This window comes from Nocardioides sp. SRI_004, from assembly GCF_057586415.1.
The window spans coordinates 208,342-232,163 of sequence record NZ_JBYCZV010000008.1 but is presented as its reverse complement, the minus strand read 5'-3'; the positions used below and the strand labels follow the sequence as shown (position 1 = coordinate 232,163).

22 protein-coding genes are annotated in these 23,822 nt (G+C 71.1%); 2 read left to right on the top strand and 20 right to left on the bottom strand.

Features of this window, described 5'->3' with window-relative positions:
• Positions 1-7 precede the first annotated feature (7 nt).
• Positions 8-574, top strand: coding sequence for an RNA polymerase sigma factor (locus AC2YHB_RS13520; RefSeq protein WP_179651601.1), 567 nt, complete (start codon positions 8-10; stop codon positions 572-574).
• On the opposite strand, the gene AC2YHB_RS13515 is transcribed toward AC2YHB_RS13520, so the two are convergent.
• The 20 genes from AC2YHB_RS13515 to AC2YHB_RS13420 form a co-directional block, all read right to left on the bottom strand.
• On the bottom strand, positions 558-995 hold the full coding sequence (locus tag AC2YHB_RS13515) for a type II 3-dehydroquinate dehydratase (protein ID WP_036545012.1): 438 nt from the start codon (positions 993-995) through the stop codon (positions 558-560). The two genes, AC2YHB_RS13520 and AC2YHB_RS13515, sit on opposite strands and share 17 nt — an antisense overlap.
• A gap of 3 nt (positions 996-998) precedes the next feature.
• Positions 999-2,093, bottom strand: a complete 1,095-nt coding sequence (gene aroB / locus AC2YHB_RS13510) for a 3-dehydroquinate synthase (RefSeq protein WP_179651602.1) — start codon at positions 2,091-2,093, stop codon at positions 999-1,001.
• Entirely contained in the window at positions 2,090-2,611 is a 522-nt protein-coding gene (locus AC2YHB_RS13505; RefSeq protein WP_308645695.1) for a shikimate kinase, read from the bottom strand. The genes aroB and AC2YHB_RS13505 overlap by 4 nt, the downstream gene beginning before the upstream one ends.
• Positions 2,608-3,786 carry a chorismate synthase gene (gene aroC, locus AC2YHB_RS13500; RefSeq protein WP_179651603.1) on the bottom strand — a complete coding sequence of 393 codons (1,179 nt, stop codon included), beginning with the start codon at positions 3,784-3,786 and terminating at the stop codon, positions 2,608-2,610. The genes AC2YHB_RS13505 and aroC overlap by 4 nt, the downstream gene beginning before the upstream one ends.
• A gap of 21 nt (positions 3,787-3,807) precedes the next feature.
• Complete coding sequence (locus AC2YHB_RS13495) at positions 3,808-4,536, bottom strand: A24 family peptidase (RefSeq protein ID WP_179651604.1); 729 nt, start codon at positions 4,534-4,536, stop codon at positions 3,808-3,810.
• A 10-nt stretch (positions 4,537-4,546) separates the two neighbouring features.
• On the bottom strand, positions 4,547-5,383 hold the full coding sequence (locus AC2YHB_RS13490) for a shikimate dehydrogenase (protein WP_179651606.1): 837 nt from the start codon (positions 5,381-5,383) through the stop codon (positions 4,547-4,549).
• Positions 5,370-6,485: an endolytic transglycosylase MltG gene (gene mltG / locus AC2YHB_RS13485; protein ID WP_179651608.1), complete on the bottom strand. Its 1,116-nt coding sequence runs from the start codon at positions 6,483-6,485 to the stop codon at positions 5,370-5,372. Before mltG ends, AC2YHB_RS13490 begins: the two co-directional genes overlap by 14 nt.
• Entirely contained in the window at positions 6,482-6,961 is a 480-nt protein-coding gene (gene ruvX, locus AC2YHB_RS13480) for a Holliday junction resolvase RuvX (protein WP_179651610.1), read from the bottom strand. Before ruvX ends, mltG begins: the two co-directional genes overlap by 4 nt.
• Entirely contained in the window at positions 6,961-9,657 is a 2,697-nt protein-coding gene (gene alaS / locus AC2YHB_RS13475; RefSeq protein WP_242530234.1) for an alanine--tRNA ligase, read from the bottom strand. The genes ruvX and alaS overlap by 1 nt, the downstream gene beginning before the upstream one ends.
• Complete coding sequence (locus AC2YHB_RS13470; protein ID WP_051932216.1) at positions 9,654-9,962, bottom strand: DUF6167 family protein; 309 nt, start codon at positions 9,960-9,962, stop codon at positions 9,654-9,656. Before AC2YHB_RS13470 ends, alaS begins: the two co-directional genes overlap by 4 nt.
• Positions 9,959-10,495 carry a hypothetical protein gene (locus tag AC2YHB_RS13465; protein ID WP_179651612.1) on the bottom strand — a complete coding sequence of 179 codons (537 nt, stop codon included), beginning with the start codon at positions 10,493-10,495 and terminating at the stop codon, positions 9,959-9,961. The genes AC2YHB_RS13470 and AC2YHB_RS13465 overlap by 4 nt, the downstream gene beginning before the upstream one ends.
• 11 nt (positions 10,496-10,506) lie before the next feature.
• Positions 10,507-11,868 (bottom strand): replication-associated recombination protein A, encoded by a 1,362-nt coding sequence (locus tag AC2YHB_RS13460; RefSeq protein ID WP_308645696.1) that lies wholly within the window; start codon positions 11,866-11,868, stop codon positions 10,507-10,509.
• 35 nt (positions 11,869-11,903) lie between these two features.
• Entirely contained in the window at positions 11,904-13,121 is a 1,218-nt protein-coding gene (locus tag AC2YHB_RS13455; protein WP_179651614.1) for an ABC transporter ATP-binding protein, read from the bottom strand.
• Positions 13,118-14,233: an ABC transporter ATP-binding protein gene (locus tag AC2YHB_RS13450; protein WP_179651616.1), complete on the bottom strand. Its 1,116-nt coding sequence runs from the start codon at positions 14,231-14,233 to the stop codon at positions 13,118-13,120. Before AC2YHB_RS13450 ends, AC2YHB_RS13455 begins: the two co-directional genes overlap by 4 nt.
• A 16-nt stretch (positions 14,234-14,249) precedes the next feature.
• On the bottom strand, positions 14,250-15,266 hold the full coding sequence (locus AC2YHB_RS13445) for an ABC transporter permease (protein WP_179651618.1): 1,017 nt from the start codon (positions 15,264-15,266) through the stop codon (positions 14,250-14,252).
• 142 nt (positions 15,267-15,408) lie between these two features.
• On the bottom strand, positions 15,409-17,145 hold the full coding sequence (locus AC2YHB_RS13440) for an ABC transporter substrate-binding protein (protein ID WP_036544999.1): 1,737 nt from the start codon (positions 17,143-17,145) through the stop codon (positions 15,409-15,411).
• Positions 17,146-17,263: 118 nt separating this feature from the next.
• Positions 17,264-18,280 carry an ABC transporter permease gene (locus AC2YHB_RS13435; protein ID WP_179651620.1) on the bottom strand — a complete coding sequence of 339 codons (1,017 nt, stop codon included), beginning with the start codon at positions 18,278-18,280 and terminating at the stop codon, positions 17,264-17,266.
• A 157-nt stretch (positions 18,281-18,437) separates the two neighbouring features.
• Complete coding sequence (gene aspS, locus AC2YHB_RS13430; protein WP_179651622.1) at positions 18,438-20,225, bottom strand: aspartate--tRNA ligase; 1,788 nt, start codon at positions 20,223-20,225, stop codon at positions 18,438-18,440.
• On the bottom strand, positions 20,222-21,583 hold the full coding sequence (gene hisS / locus AC2YHB_RS13425; RefSeq protein WP_179651624.1) for a histidine--tRNA ligase: 1,362 nt from the start codon (positions 21,581-21,583) through the stop codon (positions 20,222-20,224). Before hisS ends, aspS begins: the two co-directional genes overlap by 4 nt.
• 8 nt (positions 21,584-21,591) lie before the next feature.
• On the bottom strand, positions 21,592-22,311 hold the full coding sequence (locus AC2YHB_RS13420; RefSeq protein ID WP_036544992.1) for an MBL fold metallo-hydrolase: 720 nt from the start codon (positions 22,309-22,311) through the stop codon (positions 21,592-21,594).
• Positions 22,312-22,518: 207 nt separating this feature from the next.
• Here AC2YHB_RS13420 and AC2YHB_RS13415 point away from each other — a divergent pair, with 207 nt between their 5' ends.
• Complete coding sequence (locus AC2YHB_RS13415) at positions 22,519-23,757, top strand: DUF349 domain-containing protein (protein ID WP_308645697.1); 1,239 nt, start codon at positions 22,519-22,521, stop codon at positions 23,755-23,757.
• The last annotated feature ends 65 nt before the right edge of the window (positions 23,758-23,822 follow it).

Below are 23,822 nucleotides of genomic sequence, written 5' to 3'. Positions count from 1 at the left end.
CCGCACGGTGGAGGACGAACTCATCACGCGGGCTCGGGACGGGGACCCCGACGCCTGGCGCGACCTCTACGAGAGCCTGACCGGCCGACTGCTGGTCTGGCTCGAGTCGCGTCCGTCCGGTGACGTGCTGACGGCCCCGGACGACCTGGTCGCGGAGACCTGGCTGGTGGCCGCCCGTTCGATCGCCGACTTCGAGGGCGACCGCGACGCCTTCGCCGGCTGGCTGTTCGGCATCGCCCGCAACCACGTCCGGGCGGCGCGTCGTCGTACCCTGCGGCGCGCGACGGCGCCCGTCGAGCCCGCCACCCTCGCCACCGTCATCCCGTTGCGTCCGCCGACCGAGCCGGGCTTCGCCGAGGAGGTGTCGGGTGCCGACTGGACCCGGCGGGCGCTGCTGTCACTGCCCGCGCGCGAGCGGGAGGTGCTCACCTGCACCGAGGTCGCCGGGTTGAGCAACCAGCAGACGGCGATCGCGCTGGGCATGACCCCGACCGCGGTCCGGGTGGCCCGTCACCGCGGGCTGAGCCGGTTGCGGCGCACCCTCCCCGTCGCGGGCCTCACTGCGCCGCGATGAACTCCAGCGCCTGCCGGTAGCCGTCGATGCCCTCGCCCTCGATCACCTTCGCGGCGTGCGGGGTGACGACCGAGGTGTGTCGGAACTCCTCCGGCCGCTTCGACGGGGCGCTGATGTGCACCTCGACGAGCGGCGCCGTCAGCTGCGCGCAGGCGTCGAAGATCGCGTAGGAGTAGTGCGTCCACGCGGCCGCGTTGAGCACGACCGGCCAGCCCCAGTCGGCGGCGTTGTTGAGCCAGTCGATCATCTGGCCCTCGTGGTTGGTCTGCTGGAAGCGCACCTGGAGGCCGTAGTCCTTGCCCCAGCCGGTCAGCAGCTTGGCGAGGTCGGCGTGCGTGGTGTGGCCGTAGATCTCCGGCTGCCGGCGTCCCAGCCGGTTCAGGTTCGGCCCGTTGAGGACGTAGACCTCTTGCTTGCCCATGGCTCAGGATCCTGCCAGAGCCGCGTACGCCGCCCGCAGGTCCTCCTCCGAGGGCCCGGCCAGCACGACCGGCTTCGCCAGGTCCTCGAGCACGACGAACCGCAGCTGGTTGCCGCGCGACTTCTTGTCGACGCGCATGGTGGCGAGCAGGTCGTCGAACGAGGCGTCGCTCCACGACGTCGGGAGCCCGACCCTGCCGAACGCAGCACGGTGGCGGGCGACGAGCTCCGGGGAGAGCCCGCCGGCGCGGGCGGCCAGCTCGGCGACGTACACGCAGCCGATGGCGACGGCCTCGCCGTGGCGGATGCCGTAGTCGGTGGCCTTCTCGATCGCGTGGGCCAGGGTGTGGCCGTAGTTGAGCGCCTCGCGGCCCGGGTGGCCGTCGACGCCGCCCTTCTCCTTGAGGTCGCCGGCGACGACCGCCGCCTTCACCGCGACCGACCGCTCGACGAGCTCGCGCAGCACCGGCGAGTCGGCGGTCAGGTCGGTCGGCTCGGTCTCCTCGACCAGCTCCAGGATCCGGGGGTCGGCGATGAAGCCGCACTTGATGACCTCACCGAGGCCGGCGACCAGCTCCTCGCGCGGCAGGGTCGCCAGCAGGGCCAGGTCGCAGAGCACGCCGGCGGGCTCGTGGAAGGAGCCGACGAGGTTCTTGCCCGCGGGGGTGTTGATGCCGGTCTTGCCGCCGACGGCCGCGTCGACCATGGCGAGCAGGGTCGTCGGCACGTGGACGACCGCGACGCCACGCAGCCAGGTGGCAGCGACGAACCCGCCGAGGTCGGTGGTCGCACCGCCGCCGAGGGTCACGACCGCGTCGGAGCGGGTGAATCCCTCCTCGCCGAGCCCCTCCCAGCACGCGGCGGCGACCTCCCAGTCCTTGGACTCCTCGCCGTCCGGCACCTGCAGCACGACGACCTCGTAGCCGTCGAGCAGGTCCGCCAGGGGCTCGAGCAGGTCCTCGAGCGACTCCGGGCAGACGATCGCGACGCGCTGGACACCGGCCGGCAGCAGGCCCGGCAGGCGGTCGAGGACGCCGTGGCCGACCACGACGTCGTACGGCGCCGCGGTGGCCACGGGGATGACGGTGGGTGCGCTCACGGGGTCTCCTCAAGGGCGGCGAGGGCGGCGACGACCTCGGCGGCGACGTCCTCGGGCGCCCGCCCGTCGGTGTCGACGATGAACCGGGCCAGGCCCTCGTAGATCGGGGCGCGCTCGTCGAGGAGCACCTTGACGCGGGAGCGGACATTGCCGAGCAGGAGCGGCCGGCCGACGCCGAGCCCGACCCGCTTGACCGCCTCGGCGAGGCCGACCCGGAGGAAGACCACCCGGTGGGGCTCCAGCAGCGCCTGCGTGCCGGGATCGAGGACGGCGCCGCCGCCGAGCGACAGCACCCCGTCGTGGCCGGCGAGGTGCTCGGCGACGACCTCGCGCTCGAGCGCGCGGAAGGCCTGCTCGCCGTCGTCGACGAACATCTCCTGGACGGTCTTGCCGATCCGCTGCTCGATGACGGTGTCGGTGTCGGCGAAGGGGACGCCGAGCGCGCCGGCGACGAGCTGTCCGACCGTCGTCTTGCCGGCACCCATCGTGCCGATCAGGACGGCGCGGGGAGCGGTCACCGGTAGCGGAGGTTGTCGAGGTAGGTCTGCACGTTGCGCCGGGTCTCGCCGACGGAGTCGCCGCCGAACTTCTCCAGCACGGCGTCCGCCAGCACCAGCGCGACCATCGCCTCGGCGACGATGCCGGCGGCCGGGACGGCGCACACGTCGGAGCGCTGGTGGTGCGCGACGGCCTCCTCGCCGGTGGCCAGGTCGACGGTGCGCAGCGCCCGCGGGACGGTCGCGATGGGCTTCATCGCGGCGCGGACCCGGAGGATCTCGCCCGTGGTCATGCCGCCCTCGGTGCCGCCGGAGCGCCCCGAGACGCGGCGCAGGCCCTCGTCGGTGGGGACGATCTCGTCGTGGGCGAGCGAGCCGGGCGTGGCGGCGAGCTCGAAGCCGTCGCCGACCTCGACGCCCTTGATCGCCTGGATGCCCATCAGCGCGCCGGCGAGGCGCGCGTCGAGGCGGCGGTCCCAGTGCACGTGCGAGCCGAGGCCGGCCGGGAGGCCGTGGACCACGACCTCGACGACGCCCCCGAGGGTGTCGCCGTCCTTGTGGGCCTGGTCGATCCGCTCGACCATCTGCTTCGAGCCGTCCGCGTCGAGGCAGCGCACGGGGTCCTCGTCGAGACGCGCGACGTCGTCGGGCGTCGGGACCTCGCGCGACGGCGTACGGACACCACCGATCTCCAGTACGTGGCTGACGATGCGGGCGCCGGTGGCCTGCTCGAGGAAGTTGCTGGCGACGCGGCCGAGCGCGACGCGGGCCGCGGTCTCACGCGCGGAGGCGCGCTCCAGGATCGGGCGGGCGTCGTCGAAGTCGTACTTCTGCATGCCGGCGAGGTCGGCGTGGCCCGGGCGCGGGCGGGTCAGCGGGGCGTTGCGCGCCTGCTTCTCCAGCACCTCCGGGTCGACCGGGTCGGCCGACATGACCGTCTCCCACTTGGGCCACTCGGTGTTGCCCACCTCGATCGCGACCGGTCCGCCCTGGGTGCGTCCGTGGCGGACTCCGCCGGTCAGGGTGACCTCGTCGGCCTCGAACTTCATCCGCGCCCCGCGGCCGTAGCCCAGGCGGCGACGGGCGAGCGAGTCGGAGATGTCGTCGGTCGTGACCTCGACGTGGGCCGGCAGGCCCTCGAGGATCGCGACCAGGGAGGGGCCGTGGGACTCCCCCGCAGTCAGCCAGCGCAACATGGGAGCAAGTCTCCCACGGCCCTACAGGCCGGCCAGGACCCGTCCCACGACGACGGCCACGAGCGCACCCAGCAGCAGGAACGGGCCGTAGGGCAGGTTCTCCTTCAGCGGCCCCCTCACCCCTTCGCGGCGGATCGCGTTGCCGCGCAGCCTCATCGGCACGTAGGCGAGCACGGAGAGCACCGCGGCAGCCAGCACGGAGACGAGGACGGACGCCGCGCCGAGCGGGCCGAGCGCGAGGCCGATCAGCCCGCCGAGGCGGACGTCGCCGAATGCCATGATCCGCGGGCTGATGATCCACATCAGGCCGTAGTAGCCGCCGAGCACGACCATGCCCCCGACCGCGAGGACGAGCAGCGTCGGCTTGCCCAGGGCGACGGCCCCGACGACCTCGAGCACCGCCACGACGGCGTACGACGGCAGGACGAGCCGCTTCGGGAGGTACCAGGTCACGTAGTCGATCACCGCGAGCGCGATGCACGGCGCCACGACGGCGAGCAGCCACAGCAGCGCCCACCCCCAGCCGATCGACACGCCCAGCGTGGCGCCGACCAGGGCGCCGGCGAGGCCGCACCACAGGCCGAGGCGCGGGCGTGCCGCCAGCTCGGCGAACGGGACGTGGTCGGGGAAGTCGTCCGGGTTCTCGGCCGGGTCGTGCTCGGGCTCCGGGCACCACGCGACCAGCCGCGGGACGGCGAGACCGCCCAGCAGGCCCGCGAGCGCACCGACGAGGACAGGGAGCGCGAGCATGGGGTGGACGCTATCGGGCGGCCAGGGCCGCCTCGCCCGCCTTCCGCATGGTCTCCAATGGCCCGTTGTGACCAGTGAACATCGCGAACTGGAGCACGGCCTGGTGCACGAGCAGGTCGAGACCCGACACCACTGCCTGTCCGCGCTCCTGCGCTGCGGCCGCGATCGGCGAGGGCCACGGGTCGTAGACGACCTCGAAGACCACCGCGGCGCCGCACGTCGCGGCCACCAGGGCGTCGGTCTGCGCGGCGACCGGGATCGTCGAGACCACGATCTCCCCCACCACGGCTGCCCCGTCCAGCGGCAGGACGTCGACCTCGAGCCGGGTGTCCCGGGCCAGCGCCGCCGCGGTCTCCGCCGCCCGGGCGGGCTCGCGCGCCAGCAGGCGGATCGTGCGGACGCCGAGGTCGGCGAGCGCCAGGCCGGTCGAGGCGGCCGTCGCGCCGGCGCCGATGATCGTGGCCACGCCGGCCGGCCCGTCGTAGGTCTCCCGGATCGCGGCGACCGCGCCCGGCAGGTCGGTGTTGTCGGCCGCCCACCCGTCGGCGGTGCGGACCAGGGTGTTCGCGCCGCCCGCCAGGGTGGCCCGCTCGGTGACCGTCGTCGCGAGCGCGAGCGCCTCCCGCTTCAGCGGCGCCGTGACCGACAGGCCGCGCCACTCCGGCCCCAGGCCGGCGGCGTACGACGCCAGGGTGCCCTCGGGGACCCGCACGGCGTCGTACCGCGCGGAGATGCCGAGGGCGTCGTACCCGGCGCGGTGCAGGACGGGAGACAGCGAGTGGGCGATCGGGTCGCCCACGACGCCGTACCGCGGCACCGCACGGTCGACCGGCTCAGCACTCGTCATGGGTCCGGCAGTACTCCCGCAGCCGCTCGACCGCCACGTTGTGCTCGGCGAGCGTCGTGGAGAACACCGTCGTGTCGTTCTCGTAGTCGGGGACGAAGTAGAGCCACGGCCCGTCGGCGGGGCGCAGCGCGGCCTCGATCGTCGCCTGGCCGGGCGAGCCGATCGGGCCCGGCGGCAGGCCCTCGTGCTGGTAGGTGTTGTAGAGCGAGTCGTCCTGGCGCTCCTCGGCCGTGGTCCAGACGTCGCCCTTGCGCTTGCTGACGTAGGACACGGTCGAGTCGAGCTGCAGCCGCATCCCGTCGTCGAGGCGGTTGTAGATCACCCGGGCGACCTTCGGGTAGTCCGGCTCGCGGTTGGCCTCGTACTCGAGGATGCTCGCGACCGTGATCACCTCGTGCGGGGTGAGGCCGAGCTGCTTCGCCCGGCCGGCGATCCCGAGGTCCTTCTCGACGGCCGCGGTCTTGGCCACCATCTGGCTGAGCAGGCTCTTGGGCGTCGTGCTGTCGGTGATCTCGTAGGTCGCCGGGTAGAGGTAGCCCTCGGGGTTGCCGGCCGCCTCGGCCGGCAGGCCGATCGTCGCCGGGCTGGCGAGCAGCTTGGTCAGCTGCGGCTTGGTGAAGTCGGTCTTCTCGACGATGGTGGCGACGACGTCGCGCACCCGTGCGCCCTCGGGGATCGTGACCGTGTTGCCGGCGCCCGCGTTGGCCGGGTCGGCGAGATAGGCGACCGCGTCGGACGCCTTCATCTGCTTCCTCATCGTGTACGTCGCCGCCTGGATGCGCTGCGAGTCGGCATTGGCCTTCGCAGCGTCCACGAACGCCTCCGACGAGGCGACGACGTCGAGCTCCTCGAGCTCCTCACCCATCGACTGGACGCTCTGGCCCGGGTCGATGACCACGGTCACCTCGCCCTTGCCCGGGCCCGGGTAGTCCTCGGGATCGGCGAACAGGCGGTCCCAGGCCGGCCGGACGACGTACACGAAGGCGAGGGCGAGCGCCGCGGCGAAGACGGCGAAGACGAGGAGGATGCGCAGGCCGCCCGAGCGACGCTTCGGTGCGCGCCGGCGCCCTGGCTCGATGTCCGGAAGGACCGACTCAGTCATGCGTCTCCCTCGTCCCTGTCCTGCTCGTCGGGGGTCACCAGCTCGCCGGGGGGTTGGCCGGTGGCGCGCTCGGAGTCGAGCGCCTGCTGCAGGATCACGACGGCCGCCACCTGGTCCACCACGGCTCGTCGCTTCGCACCCTTGCGCTGGTCGCGCAGCATAGCCTCCGCGGTCACGGTGGTGAGCCGCTCGTCGACGAGTCGCACCGGGACGGGCGCGATCCGCCGCGCCAGCCGCACGGCGAACTCGCGGGTCTTCACCGCCGCCGGCCCCTCGGTCCCCGACAGCGAGCGGGGCAGGCCCAGGACGACCTCGACCGCCTCCTCCGCCGTCGCGATCTGGTGGATGCGGCGCAGGTCGCCCTTGCCCCGTCGTACCGTCTCGACAGGGGTGGCGAGCATGCCCGACGGGTCGCTGCGGGCGACGCCGATCCGGGCGTCACCCGGGTCGACGCCGAGCCGGACGCCGAAGCGCATCAGGCCTGTGCCACCGCCGCGGTGACCGCCGCGAGCGCCTCGTCGATGCGGGTGACGTCGGTGCCGCCGCCCTGCGCCATGTCGGCCTTGCCGCCGCCCTTGCCGTCGAGGAAGGGCGCGGCCGCCCGGACCAGGTCGCCGGCCGCGAGGCCGCGGGCCTGGGCCGCGTCGTTGAGGGCCGCCACGATGGAGGCCTTGCCGTCCGCCGCGCCGATGAGTACGACGACCGCCGGCGTGTCGCCCGCGAGGCGGCCGCGCACGTCGGTGGCGAGCGTGCGGACGTCGCCGCCGGCCGCGCCGTCGAGGCGCTGCGCCACGAGCCGGACGCCGTTGACGTCGACGGCACCCCCGGCGAGGGCCGCTCCACCGGACAGCAGCTGCGCGAGACGGATCTTCTCGATCTCCTTCTCGGTCTGCTTGAGCCGCTCCACGAGGTCGCCGACCCGGCCGACGAGGTCGCCGGGCTGCGTCTTGAGCAGGGTGGAGAGCTGGCCGACGACATCGCGCTCGCGGGCGAGATAGGAGAAGCCCTCGACACCGGTGAGCGCCTCGATGCGGCGGTTGCCGGAGCCGACACTCGCCTCGCCGGTCACGACGATCGTGCCGATCTGGCTGGAGTGGTCGACGTGGGTGCCACCGCAGAGCTCGCGGGACCAGGGGCCGCCGATCTCGACGACGCGGACCTTCGTGTCGTCGTAGGTCTCACCGAAGAGCGCCAGCGCTCCCCAGTCCTTGGCCTCGCTGAGCGTCATGTACTGCCAGTCGACGGGCAGGTCGGCGCGCAGGGCGTTGTTGGCGACCTGCTCGATGTCGTGGACCTGCTCCGGGCTGAGCGCGTTGAGCCAACCGAAGTCGAGGCGGAGGTAGCCGGGTCGGTTGTAGGAGCCGGACTGCAGCGCGGTGGGGCCGAGCACCTCGCGCAGCGCCGCGTGGATGACGTGCGTGCCGGAGTGCGCCTGGCGCGCACCGGTCCGCCAGTCCGGGTCGACCCGGGCGTGCAGCAGCGGCGCGTCGGCCGGCAGCTCGCCGTCGACGACGCGGACCTGGTGGACCACGAGGCCGCGGACCGGGCGCTGCACGTCGAGGACCTCGAGCTTGCCGCCCTCGAACTCGATGGTGCCGGCGTCGGCCACCTGGCCACCCGACTCGGCGTAGAACGGGGTGCGGTCGAGCACCAGCTCGCCGATCTCGCCGTTGCCCAGCGCCTTCACCGCCGCGCCCTCGCGCAGCAGCGCGAGCGGCTTCGACTCGGTCTCGAGCGTCTCGTAGGCGAGCCACTCCGTCGGGCCGTTGGCGTCGAGGATGCCGCGGTAGACGCCGGTGTCGGCGTGCTGGCCCTTCTTCGCGCGGGCATCGGCCTTGGCCCGCTCGCGCTGCTCGCTCATCAGCTGGCGGAAGCCCGGCTCGTCGACGCTGAGGCCGGCCTCGGCGGCCATCTCCAGGGTCAGGTCGATCGGGAAGCCGTAGGTGTCGTGGAGCGCGAACGCCTTCTCGCCCGGGATCGTGCCCGCGCCGGACTCCTTCACCTCACCCGCGGCGAGGTCGAAGATCTGCGTGCCGGCCTGGAGCGTCTTGCGGAACGCGTCCTCCTCGGCGTACGCGACCTGCGCGATGCGGTCCCAGCCGGTGACCAGCTCGGGGTAGCTCTCCCCCATCCGGTCGCGCGAGACCGGCAGCAGCTCGGGCAGCGCGGGGTCCTGGTAGCCGAGCAGGCGCATGTTGCGGACCGCGCGGCGCAGCAGCCGGCGCAGGACGTAGCCGCGACCCTCGTTGCCCGGGGTCACGCCGTCGCCGATCAGCATCAGCGAGCTGCGGACGTGGTCGGCGACGACCCGGAAGCGGACGTCGTCGAGGTGACCGTCGGAGCCGCTGGCGCCGTACTTCTTGCCGGAGAGCTCCTGGGCGCGCTCGATCACCGGGAAGACCGTGTCGATCTCGTACATGTTCTGCTTGCCCTGGAGCAGGTAGGCGACCCGCTCCAGGCCCATGCCGGTGTCGATGTTCTTGCTCGGGAGCGGGCCCGCGATGTCGAAGTCGTCCTTCGCGCGGACGGCGGAGAGCTCCTCCTGCATGAAGACGAGGTTCCAGATCTCCAGGAAGCGGTCCTCGTCGGCCTCGGGGCCACCGTCGGGGCCGTACTCGGCGCCGCGGTCGATGTAGATCTCGCTGCAGGGACCACCGGGGCCGGGCACGCCCATGTTCCAGTAGTTGTCCTTGAGGCCGCGGGGCTGGATCCGCTCGTCGGGCAGGCCGGCGATCCGCTTCCACGCGTCGCGCGCCTCGTCGTCCTCGGGGAGCACGGTGACCCAGACCTTCTCGGGGTCGAAGCCGAGGCCGCCGGAGGCCTGGTCGCCGGTGATCAGCTCCCAGGCGTACTGGACCGCGCCCTCCTTGAAGTAGTCGCCGAAGGAGAAGTTGCCGTTCATCTGGAAGAACGTGCCGTGGCGGGTGGTCTTGCCGACCTCCTCGATGTCGAGGGTGCGCACGCACTTCTGCACACTGGTCGCCCGCTTGAAGGGCGGCGTCTCCTGGCCGAGGAAGTACGGCTTGAAGGGCACCATGCCGGCGTTGACGAACAGCAGGTTCGGGTCGTCCAGCAGCAGGGATGCGGACGGCACGACCGTGTGCCCCCGCCCCTCGAAGTGGGCGAGGAACCGGTTCCGGATCTCCGCGCTGCTCAGGTACCCGTCCGTCATCGTTCCTCTTCCTTGTTGCTCAGGGCGGCCACGGAGGCCGTCATGGTGGTGCGTGCTTCGAGCTCGGTACGACGCTCCGCCCGGACTCCAGACTCCAGAGTCCGGTAGTGCTCCCGCAATCGGGTTTCCGCGTCGGCCTGCCCCTGGGCGACCTCCTCGCGGAACAGCCGCGCCCCGAGCACGGCGGCGCCGATCCGGTCGCGCATGCCGTCGGGGGTGAACGCCTCCGCGATGCGGCGTACCTTGACCACGCCGTAGACACCGGCCGCGACACCGGCGCCGAAGACGACGCCCGACTTGATCACGGGGTCACCTCCGCCCGCTGGCGCGACTCCCAGTCGCGGCGCGCGGCCCGCAGCATCAGCTTGCGCTCCTTGCGCGAGCGCTTGACCTCGCGCTTCATCTCGAAGCGGATCCGGTTGCGCACCTCCGGCGCGAGGGCGCGGCGCAGGCCCGCGGCCAGCGCCGCGGTCTTGATGACGCTCTCGCGGAGCAGGATGTCGGCGAACTGCGGCGCCGGGACGACCCGTGCCGGCACGCGCGGCCCGCGGTCCTTGCCGAGGTCGGTGATGAGGTACTCGCGGTCGTCGACCACCGCCACCGGCACCCGCTCCCGGGTCTCGACCGCGGTCGCCTGGGAGCGCAGCCTCAGCTCCAGGCCGGCCAGCTGCTCCCGCAGCGCGTCGGCGTCGCTCGCCGCGGCCGCCAGCAGCGCCTCGGTGTGCTGGCGTGACCGGCGCAGCGAGCGCTCGAGCCACACGACACCGGCGGCCAGGGCCACCACCGCGAGGAGGGTCAGCACAGCCAGCGCGTTGGGTACGACGACAAGGCTGGTCACGACGGACAAGACTACTTGCCGCGGATGATGCGGCGTACCCGCTCCCACCGCTGCTTGACGGCGGACTCCGCGCCGAGCTCGGTGGGGCGGTAGTAGGCGCGGTCGAGGACCACGTCCGGGGCGTACTGCTGCTCCGCCACGCCGTAGGGGGCGTCATGGGCGTAGACGTAGTCCACGCCGTGGCCCAGCGACTTCGCCCCGGAGTAGTGCGCGTCGCGCAGGTGCGGCGGGACGTTGCCGATCTTGCCGGCCCGGACGTCGGCGATCGCCTCGAAGATCGCGGTGGTGACGGCGTTGGACTTCGGGGCCACCGCCAGGGCGATCGTGGCGTGCGCCAGGGTCAGCTGCGCCTCGGGCATGCCGATCAGCTGCACCGTCTGGGCCGCGGCGACCGCGGTCGTCAACGCGCTCGGGTCGGCCAGCCCGATGTCCTCGCTGGCCAGGATCATCAGCCGGCGGGCGATGAACCGCGGGTCCTCCCCCGCCTCGATCATCCGCGCGAGATAGTGCAGCGCCGCGTCGGCGTCGGACCCGCGCACCGACTTGATGAAGGCGCTGACGACGTCGTAGTGCTGGTCGCCGTCGCGGTCGTAGCGGACCGCCGCCTGGTCGGCTGCCGTCTCGGCGGTCTCGACGTCGATGGTCGTGCTGCCCTTGGAGCGTGCCGCACCGGCCGCCGCCTCGAGGTAGGTCAGCGAGCGCCGAGCGTCGCCGCCGGCGAGCCGCACGATGTGGTCGCGGGCCGCCTCGTCCAGCTCCAGCTCACCCGCGAGGCCCCGCTCGTCGGCGACCGCCGCCTCGACGACCGCGGCGATGTCGTCGTCGGTGAGCGACTGCAGGCGCAGTAGCAGGCTGCGCGAGAGGAGCGGGGAGATCACGCTGAACGACGGGTTCTCCGTCGTCGCCGCCACCAGGGTCACCCACCGGTTCTCGACGCCGGGCAGCAGCGCGTCCTGCTGCGCCTTGCTGAACCGGTGCACCTCGTCGACGAAGAGGACGGTCTCCTCCCCCGTCGCGACCAGGTCGCGCCGGGCGGCGTCGATCGCGGCCCGGACCTCCTTGACGCCCGCCGACACCGCGGAGATCTCGACGAACCGGCGCCCGGTCTGCTGGCTGATGATCGACGCGATGGTCGTCTTGCCGGTGCCCGGAGGCCCCCACAGCAGCAGCGACAGCGACTGGTCGCCCTCGACCAGCTGGCGCAGCGGTGAGCCCGGGGCGCGCAGGTGGGACTGGCCCACCAGCTCGTCCAGGCCCCGCGGACGCATCCGCACCGCCAGCGGCGCCGCGGCATGGGTCGCGTCCGCCAACGAGCCCCCCGAGGTCGCCCCACGGCTCGACGGGGTGTCGAACAGCTGCGGCTCGTCATCCACGACGGGCCACCCTACTCAGCAGCGACGACAGTGGCTCAGGCGCGGCCAATGCTCTTGGCGTCGAGGTCGAACCAGGTGTCGGCGTAGCCGGGCTGCTCGACCAGGTCGTTGCTCGGGCTGGCGCCCGGGTCCGGCCGGCCCTCGCCGTCGACACCGAGCAGGCCGGTCGTCAGCGGCTCGCGGGGCGCCTCGCCGAGGCGGCCCGGGAAGTGGCAGGCGACCTTGTGGCGCCGACCGATCTGCATGAGCGGCGGCTCGTGCCGGGCGCAGATCTCCTGCGCGATCGGGCAGCGGGTGCGGAACCGGCAGCCGGACGGCGGGTCGATCGGGCTCGGCACGTCACCCTGCAGGCGGATCCGCTCCCGGCGACCGCCGATCGCGGCCTGCCGGACGTCGGGGACGGCCGACAGGAGCGCCTGGGTGTACGGGTGGTGGGCGTTGCCGTAGATCGAGTCGCGGTCGCCGATCTCGACGATCTTGCCGAGGTACATGACCGCGATCTCGGGGCAGAAGTGCCGCACGATCGCGAGGTCGTGGGCGATGAACAGGAAGGCCACGCCGAACTCGCGCTGGATGTCCTGCAGCAGGTTGATGACCTGCGCCTGGATCGACACGTCGAGGGCCGACACCGGCTCGTCGGCGACGAGGATCTTGGGCTGCAGCGTGAGCGCGCGGGCGATGCCGATGCGCTGGCGCTGGCCACCCGAGAACTCGTGCGGGTAGCGGTTGTAGTGCTCGGGGTTGAGGCCGACGATCTCGAGGAGCTCCTGGACCCGCGGGAGGACCTTGTCCTTCGGCACGACCTTGTGGATCTCGAGCGGGGCGCCGACGATCGCGCCGACCGTCTGGCGCGGGTTCAGCGAGGTGTACGGGTCCTGGAAGATCATCTGGATCTCCCGGCGCAGCGGCTTGAGCTCGCGCGGCTTCGCCTTGGCGATGTCGCGGCCGTCGAAGCGGATCGAGCCGCCGGTCGGCTCGTAGAGCCGGGTGATCAGGCGACCGGTGGTCGACTTGCCACACCCGGACTCGCCCACGAGGCCCAGCGATCCCGCCTCGGGCACCTGGAAGGACACCCCGTCGACGGCCTGGACATGACCGACCGTACGACGGACCAGCCCGGAGGACTTGACCGGGAAGTACATCCGCAGCCCGTCGACCTCGAGGATCGGCTTGGCATCGGGGTCGGCCTGGGCGGCACCGTGGCCCTCGGGCACGTCCGGCATCGAGGTCTCGGCAATCGTCTCGTTCGTCATCGCTGCTCCTCCGGGAGCTCGTCGGCCAGGTCGGGCGCGATCTCCGGGAGCACCTCGTTCTGGTAGATGGCATCGGAGTTCGCCAGGTGGCAGCGCTTCGTGTGGTGCGCGCCGCGCTGTCCCGGCACCAGGTCGGGCATCGTCGTCCGGCAAAGGTCACCGGGCACCTTGTCGCGGTGGATGCACCGCGGGTGGAAGGCGCAGCCGCTCGGGGGGTTGAGCAGGCTGGGCGGGTTGCCGGGGATCGGGATCAGGCGTGCATCCGTGTCACCGGTGACGTCCGGGACGCTGGAGAGCAGGCCCCAGGTGTACGGCATCTCCGGGTGGGTCAGGATCTCCTTGCAGGGGCCGTACTCTACGGCCCGGCCGGCGTACATGACCAGCACGTCGTCGGCCATCTCGGCCACGACGCCGAGGTCGTGGGTGATGATGATGATCGCCGAGTTGAACTCCCGCTGCAGGTCCTGCAGCAGGTCGAGGATCTGCGCCTGCACCGTCACGTCGAGCGCCGTCGTGGGCTCGTCGGCGATGAGCAGGCCGGGATTGTTGATCAGGCCCATCGCGATCATCGCGCGCTGGCGCATGCCGCCCGAGAACTGGTGCGGGTAGTCGTTGACCCGGCGGTCGGGGTTCGGGATGCCCACCCGGTCCAGCATCTCGATGGCGCGCCTCTTGGCCTCCGCCTTCGAGACGTCGTTGTGGACGCGGTAGGCCTCCATGATCTGGTTGCCGACCGTGTAGTACGGGTGCATCGCCGAGAGCGGGTCCTGGAAGATCATCGCGACGTCCTGGCCGCGCTTGCGACGCATCTCGTCCGGCGTGAGCTGCAGCAGGTCGGTGCCCTCGAGGACGATCTCACCCGAGATCTTCGCGCCCGTGCCGTAGTGCAGGCCCATGATGGCCATGCTCGACACGGACTTGCCGGATCCCGACTCGCCGACGATGCCCAGCGTCTCCCCGGCCTTGAGGTCGAAGGAGAGGCCGTTGACGGACTTCACCACGCCGTCGCTGGTCGGGAAGTGGACCATCAGGTCGCGCACCGACAGGAAGGTCTCCGCGGCGGCGGACGACGACCCGGGCGCAGGCTTGGCGAGGTTGACAGAGCTGTCCATGGTTTCGGTGTCCCTCTCAGCCCAGCCGGACGCGCGGGTCGATGACGGCGTAGAGCACGTCCACGATGATGTTCATGATGATCACGAAGGAGGCGGCCAGGATGACCACGCCGATGATCGTCGGCAGGTCATAGGTGCGGTTGGCCTCCACGACCAGCTTGCCCAGGCCGTTGAAGTTGAAGACGAACTCCGTGATGATCGCGCCGCCCATCAGGCCGGCGAAGTCGAGGCCGGCCATGGTGACCAGCGGGGTGAGTGCTGCACGCAGCGTGTGCTTGCGGAGCACCCGGCCCCTCGAGAGTCCCTTGGAGTGGGCGGTGCGGATGTAGTCCTCGCTCATCGCCTCGAGCACGAAGGCGCGCGTCATCCGGACGTAGGCGGCCATGAAGACCACGGCCAGCGTCAGGCTCGGCAGGAAGAGGTTGTAGAGCCACTTCCCCACGCCGCCCTCGGCGATCGGCGTGTACACCGGCGTGTCCCACAGGCCCCACTTGATCGAGACGAACTTGAGGAGCAACAGGCCGATGAAGAAGGTCGGGAACGCGTAGAAGACCAAGGAGATGCCGACGAGGCCTCTGTCGAGGAAGCTCCCCTTGGTCAGGGCCGCGATGGAGCCGAGGGCGACACCACCGATCAGCCAGAGGATGAGGGCGAAGACCGCCAGCGACGCGGTGATCGGCAGCGCCTCGCTGATCTCCTCGTTGACCGTCTTCAGGTTGAGCTGGGAGTAGCCGAAGCAGGGCGCCTCGCACTTGGTGACCAGCTGCGGCGCGGCCTCACGCAGCTCCGGGTCGTTGGGGTACACCCGCCCCTTGACGATGCCGCCCATGAAGTCCTTCCACTGCACGAGCGTCGGGTCGTCGTACCCGAGCGCCTTGCGGGTCTGCTCCTTGATGGCCGGGGAGCAGTTCTTGCCGCAGGCATAGGCAGCGATGTCGACCGGCGAGGCGAAGAAGAGGACGAACGTGACGAGGCTCATCACGATGACCATGACCACGCCGGCGAACACGCGGCGGACGAGGAAGGCGAACACCCAGCATCACTCCGATCGGGTGTGGACGGGACGGGAACCGGCGCGGTGGCGCCGGTGGACGTGCGGATGGCCCGGGTCCGGGCCGGAGTTGGCCGGGCCGTCGAGACGGCCCGGCCAACTCAGGTGGTGCAGTGCTGCTGGGTCAGCAGCCACCGTCCCGAAGGCCGATCAGGCCCAGGTCCGGGAAGGAGTTGGAACCCGGGGTGGTGTGGAAGTCCACCTTCGAGCCCGTCACCCAGTTGAACTTCGCGATCTCGAGCGGCATGTAGACCATGTCGTCGGCGAGGATCTGGTCCGCCTCCTGGAGCGCGGCGATCGAGTCGTCGAGCGAGGTGGCGTTCTGGGCCTCGGAGATCTTCTCGTTGAACTCCTTGCCGACGTACTTGCCGTAGTCCTGGCCGAGCGAGCCGGAGGTGATGTTGGCACGCGAGTCGAACAGCGGCGGGAGGACGGTCATCGGCGACGGCCAGTCAGCGCCCCAGCCGGCCCAGCCCACGTCGTAGTTGTGGTCGGGCTTCTGGATGTTGCTGTAGTAGACGTCACCCTCCGGCGAGAGCTTCACGTCGAAGCCGGCCTTGTCCCAGGTCTCCTTGAGAGCAGCGGCCTGCTTGTCAGCGGTGTCGGACTGCGGGTAGCGCAGCTCGATCTTGTACGGCGTCTTGATCTTCGCGTCGGTGAGGATCTTCTTGGCCGCGTCCGGGTCACCCGCGAGCGGGATGTCCTTGAAGGTCGAGACCTCCTTGTAGCCCGCCACCGACGGGTTCACGACCGAGTAGGCCGGGATGTAGGAGCGCTCGCCACCACCGGCGGCGATCCAGCCCTCACGGTTGGTCGCCGTGGCCAGGGCCTGGCGGACCTCCAGCGGGAGCTTCTCGGTGTTGAACCAGAGGTAGTCGACGTACGGGGACTCGGGGTTCTGGTAGAAGCCCTTCTCCTCGAGCGCCGGGATCTCGGAGAACTTCGAGGGAGGCAGACGACGGTCGCTGACGGTGCAGGACGCCTCGCCGGTGTCGGCCAGGATCGAGTCGTACATCGTCTCGAGCTTGGTGCCGATCTTGAACGTGATCTTGTCCGGCAGGGCCTTGCGGCTGTCGGTCTCGTCCGTCTTGGGGTCGTACTGGTCGTTGCGGACGAACGTGCCGCCCGACGCCTTGTCCCAGCTGCCCTCGAGCTTGTAGGGGCCGTTCGAGAAGATCTGGTAGTTGGACTTGTCGCCTTCGTCCAGGTCCGCACGGTACGGCGAGGCGAAGTGCAGCGCCGCGATGGCCAGGTTGAAGTCCGGCCACGGCTTGTTGAAGTTGTACGTGATCGTCTTGCCGTCACAGGTGACGGCCTTGTCGTACAGGTCCTGGCCCTTCTTGGTGTACGGACCCTTGTACTGCGGGGTGCCGTCCGCGTCCGCGGGGACGTCCAGGTAGGAGAGGGGGTAGAAGGACGGGCCGCCGACGATGACGTCGGTGGCGAAGTTGCGCGAGAAGCCGTACTTCAGGTCCTCACACGTGACGTCCTTGCCGTCCTGCCACTTCACGCCGTCACGCAGCGTGAACTGCCACACCTTGCCACCCTCGGTCGAGGTGCCGGTGTCAGTGGCCAGGTCGGGGAGCGGCGTCGCCGACTCGGCCGGGTCCTCGCTCGTGCCGAACGTCACCAGCTCGCGGTAGACCAGGCGGCTCTGCTTCGAGATGTCGGTGCCGACGTAGGTCCGCTGGGGGTCCCAGTGGTCGATGGGGGTGTCGTTGACGAAGTACAGAGTGCCGCCCTTCGCTCCGGCTTCTCCCTTCGTCCCGCCGTCGTCGTCACTGCCGCAAGCGGCCAGTGCCGTCGACGCCAGCAGCGCGCCCGCGGTCACCGCGAGCATCCGCTTCTTGTTACTGGCCATTGCCTCTCCTTCGTTTGCGGGCTGGTGCCCGTCACTTCTGGCCGCGCCCAGGAATGGCGGACGCGACCATGTCTTCAGACCGATGGGACAGGGCTCCCGAGGCCCGGCATCGGTGGGGTCATCGATGACCCTTCGGGTCGAGCGCGTCGCGCAGTCCGTCGCCCAGCAGGTTGAAGCTGACGACGATGATCATGATCAGGAACGCCGGGGTGAAGAAGAAGACGAAGTCCGACGTCGAGTAGTCGATCGAGCCGCTCAGCACGTTGCCCAGGGTGGGCGTCGGCGGCTTGATGCCGACGCCGAGGTAGTTGAGGGCCGCCTCCGCGGAGACATAGGTCGGCATCGTGATCGTCGCCGACACCAGCAGCGGGGCCCAGAGGTTCGGCAGGATCTCCTTGAAGTACAGCCGCCAGCGCGAGGCGCCCATCAGCTTGGCCGCCTCGACGAACTCACGCTCGCGGATGGACAGCACCTGGCCGCGGACCAGGCGGGCGACATAGGGCCAGCCGAAGAACCCGAGGACCAGCACGACGTAGAGACCGTTGGACATGTCGCCCTCGGGGACGTGCAGGTCGTCCTCCAGGATGTCGATGAACACGACCGAGAGGGCCAGCAGCATCAGCGTCTGCGGGAAGGACAGGATCAGGTCGATCAGCCGGCCGATCAGCGAGTCGGTCAGGCCGCCCGAGACACCCGCGATGATGCCGAACACCGTGCCCAGGCCGACCGCGATCGCCGTGGCGGCCACCGCCATCACCAGGGAGAAGGTGATGCCGTACCAGACCCGGGCGAGCACGTCACGGCCCGAGCCGGGCTCCACGCCGAGCCAGTGGTCCCCGGAGATGCCACCGAAGCTGCCCTTGGGGAGCGTGAACTCGTCCAGCAGGTTGCCCGCGCCGGTGTTGTGGAACGTGTACGGGTCCAGGACGCCGAACTTGACCAGGAAGGGCGCTGCGACCGCCGCGAGGAAGTAGACCGCGACGACGGTGAACGCCGCCATGGACAGCTTGTCCTTGCGGAAGCGCCGCATCGCCAGCTGCATCGGCGAGCGGCCGACGATCTTGGTGCCCTCCGGCTCCCCCTCCTCGACGGGAGGTGCGACATGGGTTTCCAGGTCGGTTGCCGGGAGAGTCATCATCACCTCGTTGCCGAGAAGCGGTCATGGACGTGACGCGGACAACACCTGTTGTCTGCGCCGTCCGCGACCTTAGGCGCACTCGTGGCGCCAAAGCGATAGCGACGCGGTAACGGTTTGGTCTCGACCGACCGGAATTCCTTCCGGCGTGCCCCCGTCAGGCCTTGTTTTCGTCCTCCGGGCGCGCGTCCACACCGGCTTCCTTCCGCTGCTCGGGCGTGATGGGCGCCGGAGCAGCCGTCAGCGGGTCGTAGCCGCCGCCGGTCTTGGGGAAGGCGATGACGTCGCGGATCGAGTCCGTACCGGCCAACAGGGCGACCACGCGGTCCCAGCCGAACGCGATGCCGCCGTGCGGCGGGGCGCCGTACTTGAAGGCCTCCAGGAGGAAGCCGAACTTCTCCTCGGCCTCGTCCTGGCTGATGCCCATCACCTCGAAGACCCGCTTCTGGATGTCCTCGCGGTGGATACGGATCGAGCCGCCACCGATCTCGTTGCCGTTGCAGACGATGTCGTAGGCCCACGCCAGCGCGTTGCCGGGGTCGGAGTCGAAGGTCTCGAGGTCCTGCGGGCTCGTGAAGGCGTGGTGGACCGCGGTCCACGCTCCCCCACCCACGGCGACGTCGCCGGCGGCGGTGGCCTCGTCGGCGGGCTCGAAGAGCGGCGCGTCGACGACCCACAGGAAGCTCCACGCGCTCTCGTCGAGCAGGCCGGTACGACGCCCGATCTCCAGGCGCGCAGCGCCGAGCAGCGCCCGGCTGGACTTCACCGCACCGGCGGCGAAGAAGATGCAGTCACCCGGCGCCGCGCCCACGTGGGCGGCGATGCCGGTGCGCTCCTCCTCGGAGAGGTTCTTGGCGACCGGCCCGGCCAGCTCGCCGTCCTCACCGACCAGGATGTAGGCGAGGCCGCGCGCACCGCGCTGCTTGGCCCACTCCTGCCAGGCGTCGAGCTGCTTGCGGGGCTGGCTCGCGCCGCCCGGCATGACGACGGCGCCGACGTAGGCCGAGTTCTCCGGCGAGAAGACCCGGAACGGGGTGTCCTTGAAGTACTCGGTGCAGTCGACGAGCTCCTGGCCCATCCGCAGGTCCGGCTTGTCCGAGCCGAAGCGGGCCATCGCCTCGGCGTAGGTCATCCGCGGCAGCGGCAGCGCGAGGTCGTACCCGATCAGCTTCCAGAGGGCGGCGACGATCTCCTCGCCGAGGGCGATCACGTCGTCCTGGGTCACGAAGCTCATCTCGATGTCGAGCTGGGTGAACTCGGGCTGGCGGTCGGCGCGGAAGTCCTCGTCGCGGTAGCAGCGCGCGATCTGGTAGTAGCGCTCCATGCCGGCGACCATCAGCAGCTGCTTGAACAGCTGCGGGCTCTGCGGCAGGGCGTACCAGCTGCCCGGCTGCAGCCGCGCGGGCACGAGGAAGTCGCGGGCGCCCTCGGGCGTGCTGCGGGTCAGCGTCGGCGTCTCGATCTCCACGAAGTCGTGGGCGTCGAGCACGCCGCGCGCCGCCTTGTTGACGTCGCTGCGCAGGCGGATGGCGCTACCCGGGGCGGTACGACGGAGGTCGAGGTAGCGGTGCTTGAGCCGCACCTCCTCCCCCACGTCGACGTGGTCGCTGATCGGGAACGGCAGCGGAGCCGCGGCGCTGAGCACCTCGACGCCCTCGGTGCCCGGGGCGGCGACGACCTCGATGGCGCCGGTCGGCAGGTTCGGGTTCTCGCGACCCTCGCCGCGGCCGGTGACCTCACCGGTGACCTTGAGGCAGTACTCGGAGCGGAGGCTGTGCGCGACCTCCTCGTCGCGGATCACGACCTGGACGACACCGCTGGCGTCGCGCAGGTCGATGAAGGCCACCCCACCGTGATCGCGTCGGTTGGCCACCCACCCGGCGAGGGTGACGGTCTGGCCGACGTGCTCGGCGCGCAGCGCGCCGGCGTCCTGGTTGCGGATCACGAGGGGTTCCCTTCGGTGTTGCTGTCAGATGCGGTGGTGGTGAGGACCTGCGGGCGCAGGTCCTGGTTCGGAGGCTCCCACGTCGCCGGGTCGGCGGCGACCTGGTTTCCGGAGCGGATGTCCTTGACCTCGCTGCCGAACCAGACGTACGGGATGCCCCGGCGCTCGGCGTGGCGGATCTGCTTGCCGAACTTCGCGGCGCTCGGCGCGACCTCGCACGGGATGTCGCGGGCCCGCAGGACCGTGGCGATCGCGTCGGCCTCGGAGCGCGACTCCTCGTCGGTGACCGCGACGAGCACGACGCTGGGCACCGAGCGATCGGCGGTCAGCACCCCGCGCTGGACCAGCGGGACCAGCACGCGGCTGACGCCGAGCGAGATGCCGACGCCGGGGTACGTCGTACGTCCGTCGGAGGCGAGGGCGTCGTACCGGCCGCCGGAGCAGATGGAGCCGAGGGACTCGTAGCCGTCGAGCCGGGTCTCGAAGACGGTGCCCGTGTAGTAGTCGAGGCCGCGGGCGATCGAGAGGTCGGCCTCGATCCGGACCGTGTCCGTCGCCAGCGGGGCGCAGGCCCGGACAAGGGTGGCCAGCTCGTCGAGGCCCTCGTCGAGCAGCTCGTGCTTCACGTCGAGCTCCCGCACGCGGTCGACGAAGGAGTCGTCCGTGCTCCGGATCGTCGCGAGGGCGAGCGCCTTGTCGGCCTGCTCCTCGCTGATGCCGGCCTCGTCGAGCAGCAGCTCACGCACCTTCGCCGGGTCGAGCTTGTCGAGCTTGTCGACCAGGCGCATGACCTCGTCGATGCCGTCGCCCGTGACGCCGAGGCCGGCGTAGAAGCCCTGGATCAGCTTGCGGTTGTTGACCTGCAGTCGGAAGCCGGGCAGGAAGGTCAGCCGGCTCAGCGCCTCGAGCATGACCCGGGCGACCTCGACGTCGTGGTGGAACGGCAGGTCGTCGCGGCCGACGATGTCGATGTCGGCCTGGGTGAACTCGCGGAAGCGGCCCTCCTGCGGCCGCTCCCCGCGCCAGACCTTCTGCACCTGGTAGCGGCGGAACGGGAACTCCAGCTTGCCGGCGTTCTCCAGGACGTAGCGCGCGAACGGCACGGTGAGGTCGAAGTGGAGGCCGATCCCCTTGTCCTTCGCGGAGTCGTCCTCCTGGAGGCGCCGGAGGACGTAGACCTCCTTGGACGTGTCGCCCTTGCGCAGCAGCTGGTCCATCGGCTCGACGGCGCGCGTCTCCACGTTGGCGAAGCCGTGCAGCTCGAAGGTGCGCGCGAGTGTCGCGATGACCTCCTGCTCGACGAAGCGCTGGGCAGGCAGGAACTCGGGGAATCCGCTGAGCGGAGTGGGCTTGGCCATCGGTGGTGTCACAGTCCTCGGGTGACCCGGCCAGCGGAGCCGGAGTCGAGCAGGTCGAGCAGGAACGGGTTGGTCGCGCGCTCGCGGCCGATGGAGGTCTGCTCCCCGTGCCCCGGCAGTACGACGATGTTGTCGGCCAGCGGCAGCACCTTGGTCTCCAGCGAGCGGAGCATCGTGGCGTGGTCGCCGCCCGGCAGGTCGGTGCGTCCGATGGAACCCTGGAAGAGCAGGTCGCCGGAGAACATCACCTCGGAGATGTCCGGTCCGTCGGGCTGGTCCCACGGCGTGCGGAAGGTGACCGAGCCGGCCGTGTGGCCCGGCGTGTGGTCGACGACGAACCGCAGGCCCGCCAGCTCGAGGTCGGCGCCGTCGGCGAGCTCGGCGACGTCGTCGGGCTCGGTGAACTCGTAGTCGCCGCCCAGCAGCATCGCCGCGCTCTCACGCGAGATGCCGGCCATCGGGTCGGCGAGCAGGTGCCGGTCGCCCGGATGGATCCACGCCGTCGCGTCGTACGTGCCGGCCACGGGCGTCACGGACCACATGTGGTCGATGTGGCCATGGGTCAGCAGCACGGCGACCGGCTTCAGCCGGTGCTCCCGGACGACGTCGGCGACGCCTGCCGCAGCGTCCTTGCCGGGGTCGATCACGACGCACTCCGCGCCCGGGCCGGTTGCCGCTACATAGCAATTGGTGCCCCACGGTCCGGCGGGGAAGGCGGCGATCAGCACCGACCCAGCCTAGTGGTTGCCGCCCGACGATCGTCGAGGTGGCCCGTGCCCCGGGTGCGTGCATGGCAAGGCGGCGGAGCGAAGGCAGACTGGACGTCCGTCGAGCGACGCCAACGCAGCCAGGTGCGTGCCCGGGGTGCGGGCCGGCCGGCGATCTTCGGGCGGCAGCCACAAGGGTGGCGGAGGCTTTGATTAGCATGGGCCACTGTGACTACCTCTGACTGGGGCCGCGTCGGCGACGACGGCACCGTCTACGTGAAGACATCCGACGGCGAGCGGGCGGTCGGGCAGATGCCCGACGCGTCCCCCGAGGAGGCTCTGGCGTTCTACACGAAGCGCTACGACAACCTCGCCCTGGAGGTGGACCTGCTGCACAAGCGGGTCCTCACCGGGGTGCTCTCACCCGAGGAGGCGGTCGCCTCCGTGAAGCTGGTGCGCGACCAGCTCAACGACATCCACGCCGTCGGGGACCTCGCCGCGCTCGGCCGCAAGCTCGACGAGCTCGGCCCCGTCATCGCCACCCAGCGCGACGCGCGCCGCGCCGCCAAGGCGCAGCGGGTCGCCGACGCACGCGAGCAGAAGGACAAGCTGGCGGCGGAGGCGGAGAGGATCGCCACCGGTCGCGACTGGCGCAACGGCGCCAACCGGCTGCGCGAGCTGCTCGACCAGTGGAAGCAGCTCCCCCGCATCGACAAGGCCGCCGACGACGAGCTGTGGAAGCGCTTCTCGTCCGCGCGGTCGGCGTACACGAAGGCGCGCAAGGCGCACTTCGCCGAGCAGGACGAGCGCCGCGAGGGTGCGCGCGTCATCAAGGAGCGCCTGGTCAAGGAGGCCGAGGCGCTCGCGTCCTCGACCGACTGGGGCCCGACCTCGGGCCGCTACCGCGACCTGATGCGCGACTGGAAGGCCGCCGGCCCGGCCCCCAAGGCCGTCGACGACGCCCTCTGGCAGCGCTTCCGGGGCGCCCAGGACACCTTCTTCGGCGCCCGCGACGCCGCCAACGCGGCGCTCGACAGCGAGTTCGCCGCCAACGCGGAGGTCAAGGAGGGCCTGCTGGTCGAGGCCGAGGCCATCCTCGGCCCGCTGGCCGAGACCGGCGACGTCGCCGCCGCCAAGGCCGCCTTCCGCGAGGTCGCGGAGAAGTGGGACGAGGCCGGGAAGGTCCCCCGCGACCGGATCAAGGACCTTGAGGGCCGGATGCGCGCCGTCGAGCAGACGATCCGCAAGGCCGAGGACGAGCAGTGGCGCAAGTCCGACCCCGAGAAGTCCGCGCGCGCGGACGACATGGTCTCCAAGCTGGAGGCCGCGATCGCCGAGGCCGAGGCCAAGCTCGAGGCCGCGCGCTCGCGTGGTGACGAGAAGAAGGTCCGTGAGCTCGAGGAGAACCTCGAGGGGCGCCGGTCGTTCCTGGAGATGGCGAAGAAGGCGTCTGCCGACTACCGCTGAGGCGGGGGCGGCGGCGCCGCAGGAATCCCCGGCTAGCCGGGGATTCCTGCGCAGGTTGACGGTTG

Coding starts and splice junctions, on each gene's coding strand:
- AC2YHB_RS13455 (WP_179651614.1), bottom strand. CDS start 13,121: ATGACGAACGAGACGATTGCCGAGACCTCGATGCCGGACGTGCCCGAG.
- mltG (WP_179651608.1), bottom strand. CDS start 6,485: ATGACTGAGTCGGTCCTTCCGGACATCGAGCCAGGGCGCCGGCGCGCA.
- AC2YHB_RS13450 (WP_179651616.1), bottom strand. CDS start 14,233: ATGGACAGCTCTGTCAACCTCGCCAAGCCTGCGCCCGGGTCGTCGTCC.
- AC2YHB_RS13490 (WP_179651606.1), bottom strand. CDS start 5,383: ATGACGAGTGCTGAGCCGGTCGACCGTGCGGTGCCGCGGTACGGCGTC.
- alaS (WP_242530234.1), bottom strand. CDS start 9,657: ATGACGGACGGGTACCTGAGCAGCGCGGAGATCCGGAACCGGTTCCTC.
- AC2YHB_RS13495 (WP_179651604.1), bottom strand. CDS start 4,536: ATGCTCGCGCTCCCTGTCCTCGTCGGTGCGCTCGCGGGCCTGCTGGGC.
- aroC (WP_179651603.1), bottom strand. CDS start 3,786: ATGTTGCGCTGGCTGACTGCGGGGGAGTCCCACGGCCCCTCCCTGGTC.
- ruvX (WP_179651610.1), bottom strand. CDS start 6,961: ATGCGCTTCGGCGTCCGGCTCGGCGTCGACCCGGGTGACGCCCGGATC.
- AC2YHB_RS13440 (WP_036544999.1), bottom strand. CDS start 17,145: ATGGCCAGTAACAAGAAGCGGATGCTCGCGGTGACCGCGGGCGCGCTG.
- AC2YHB_RS13435 (WP_179651620.1), bottom strand. CDS start 18,280: ATGACTCTCCCGGCAACCGACCTGGAAACCCATGTCGCACCTCCCGTC.
- hisS (WP_179651624.1), bottom strand. CDS start 21,583: ATGGCCAAGCCCACTCCGCTCAGCGGATTCCCCGAGTTCCTGCCTGCC.
- AC2YHB_RS13515 (WP_036545012.1), bottom strand. CDS start 995: ATGGGCAAGCAAGAGGTCTACGTCCTCAACGGGCCGAACCTGAACCGG.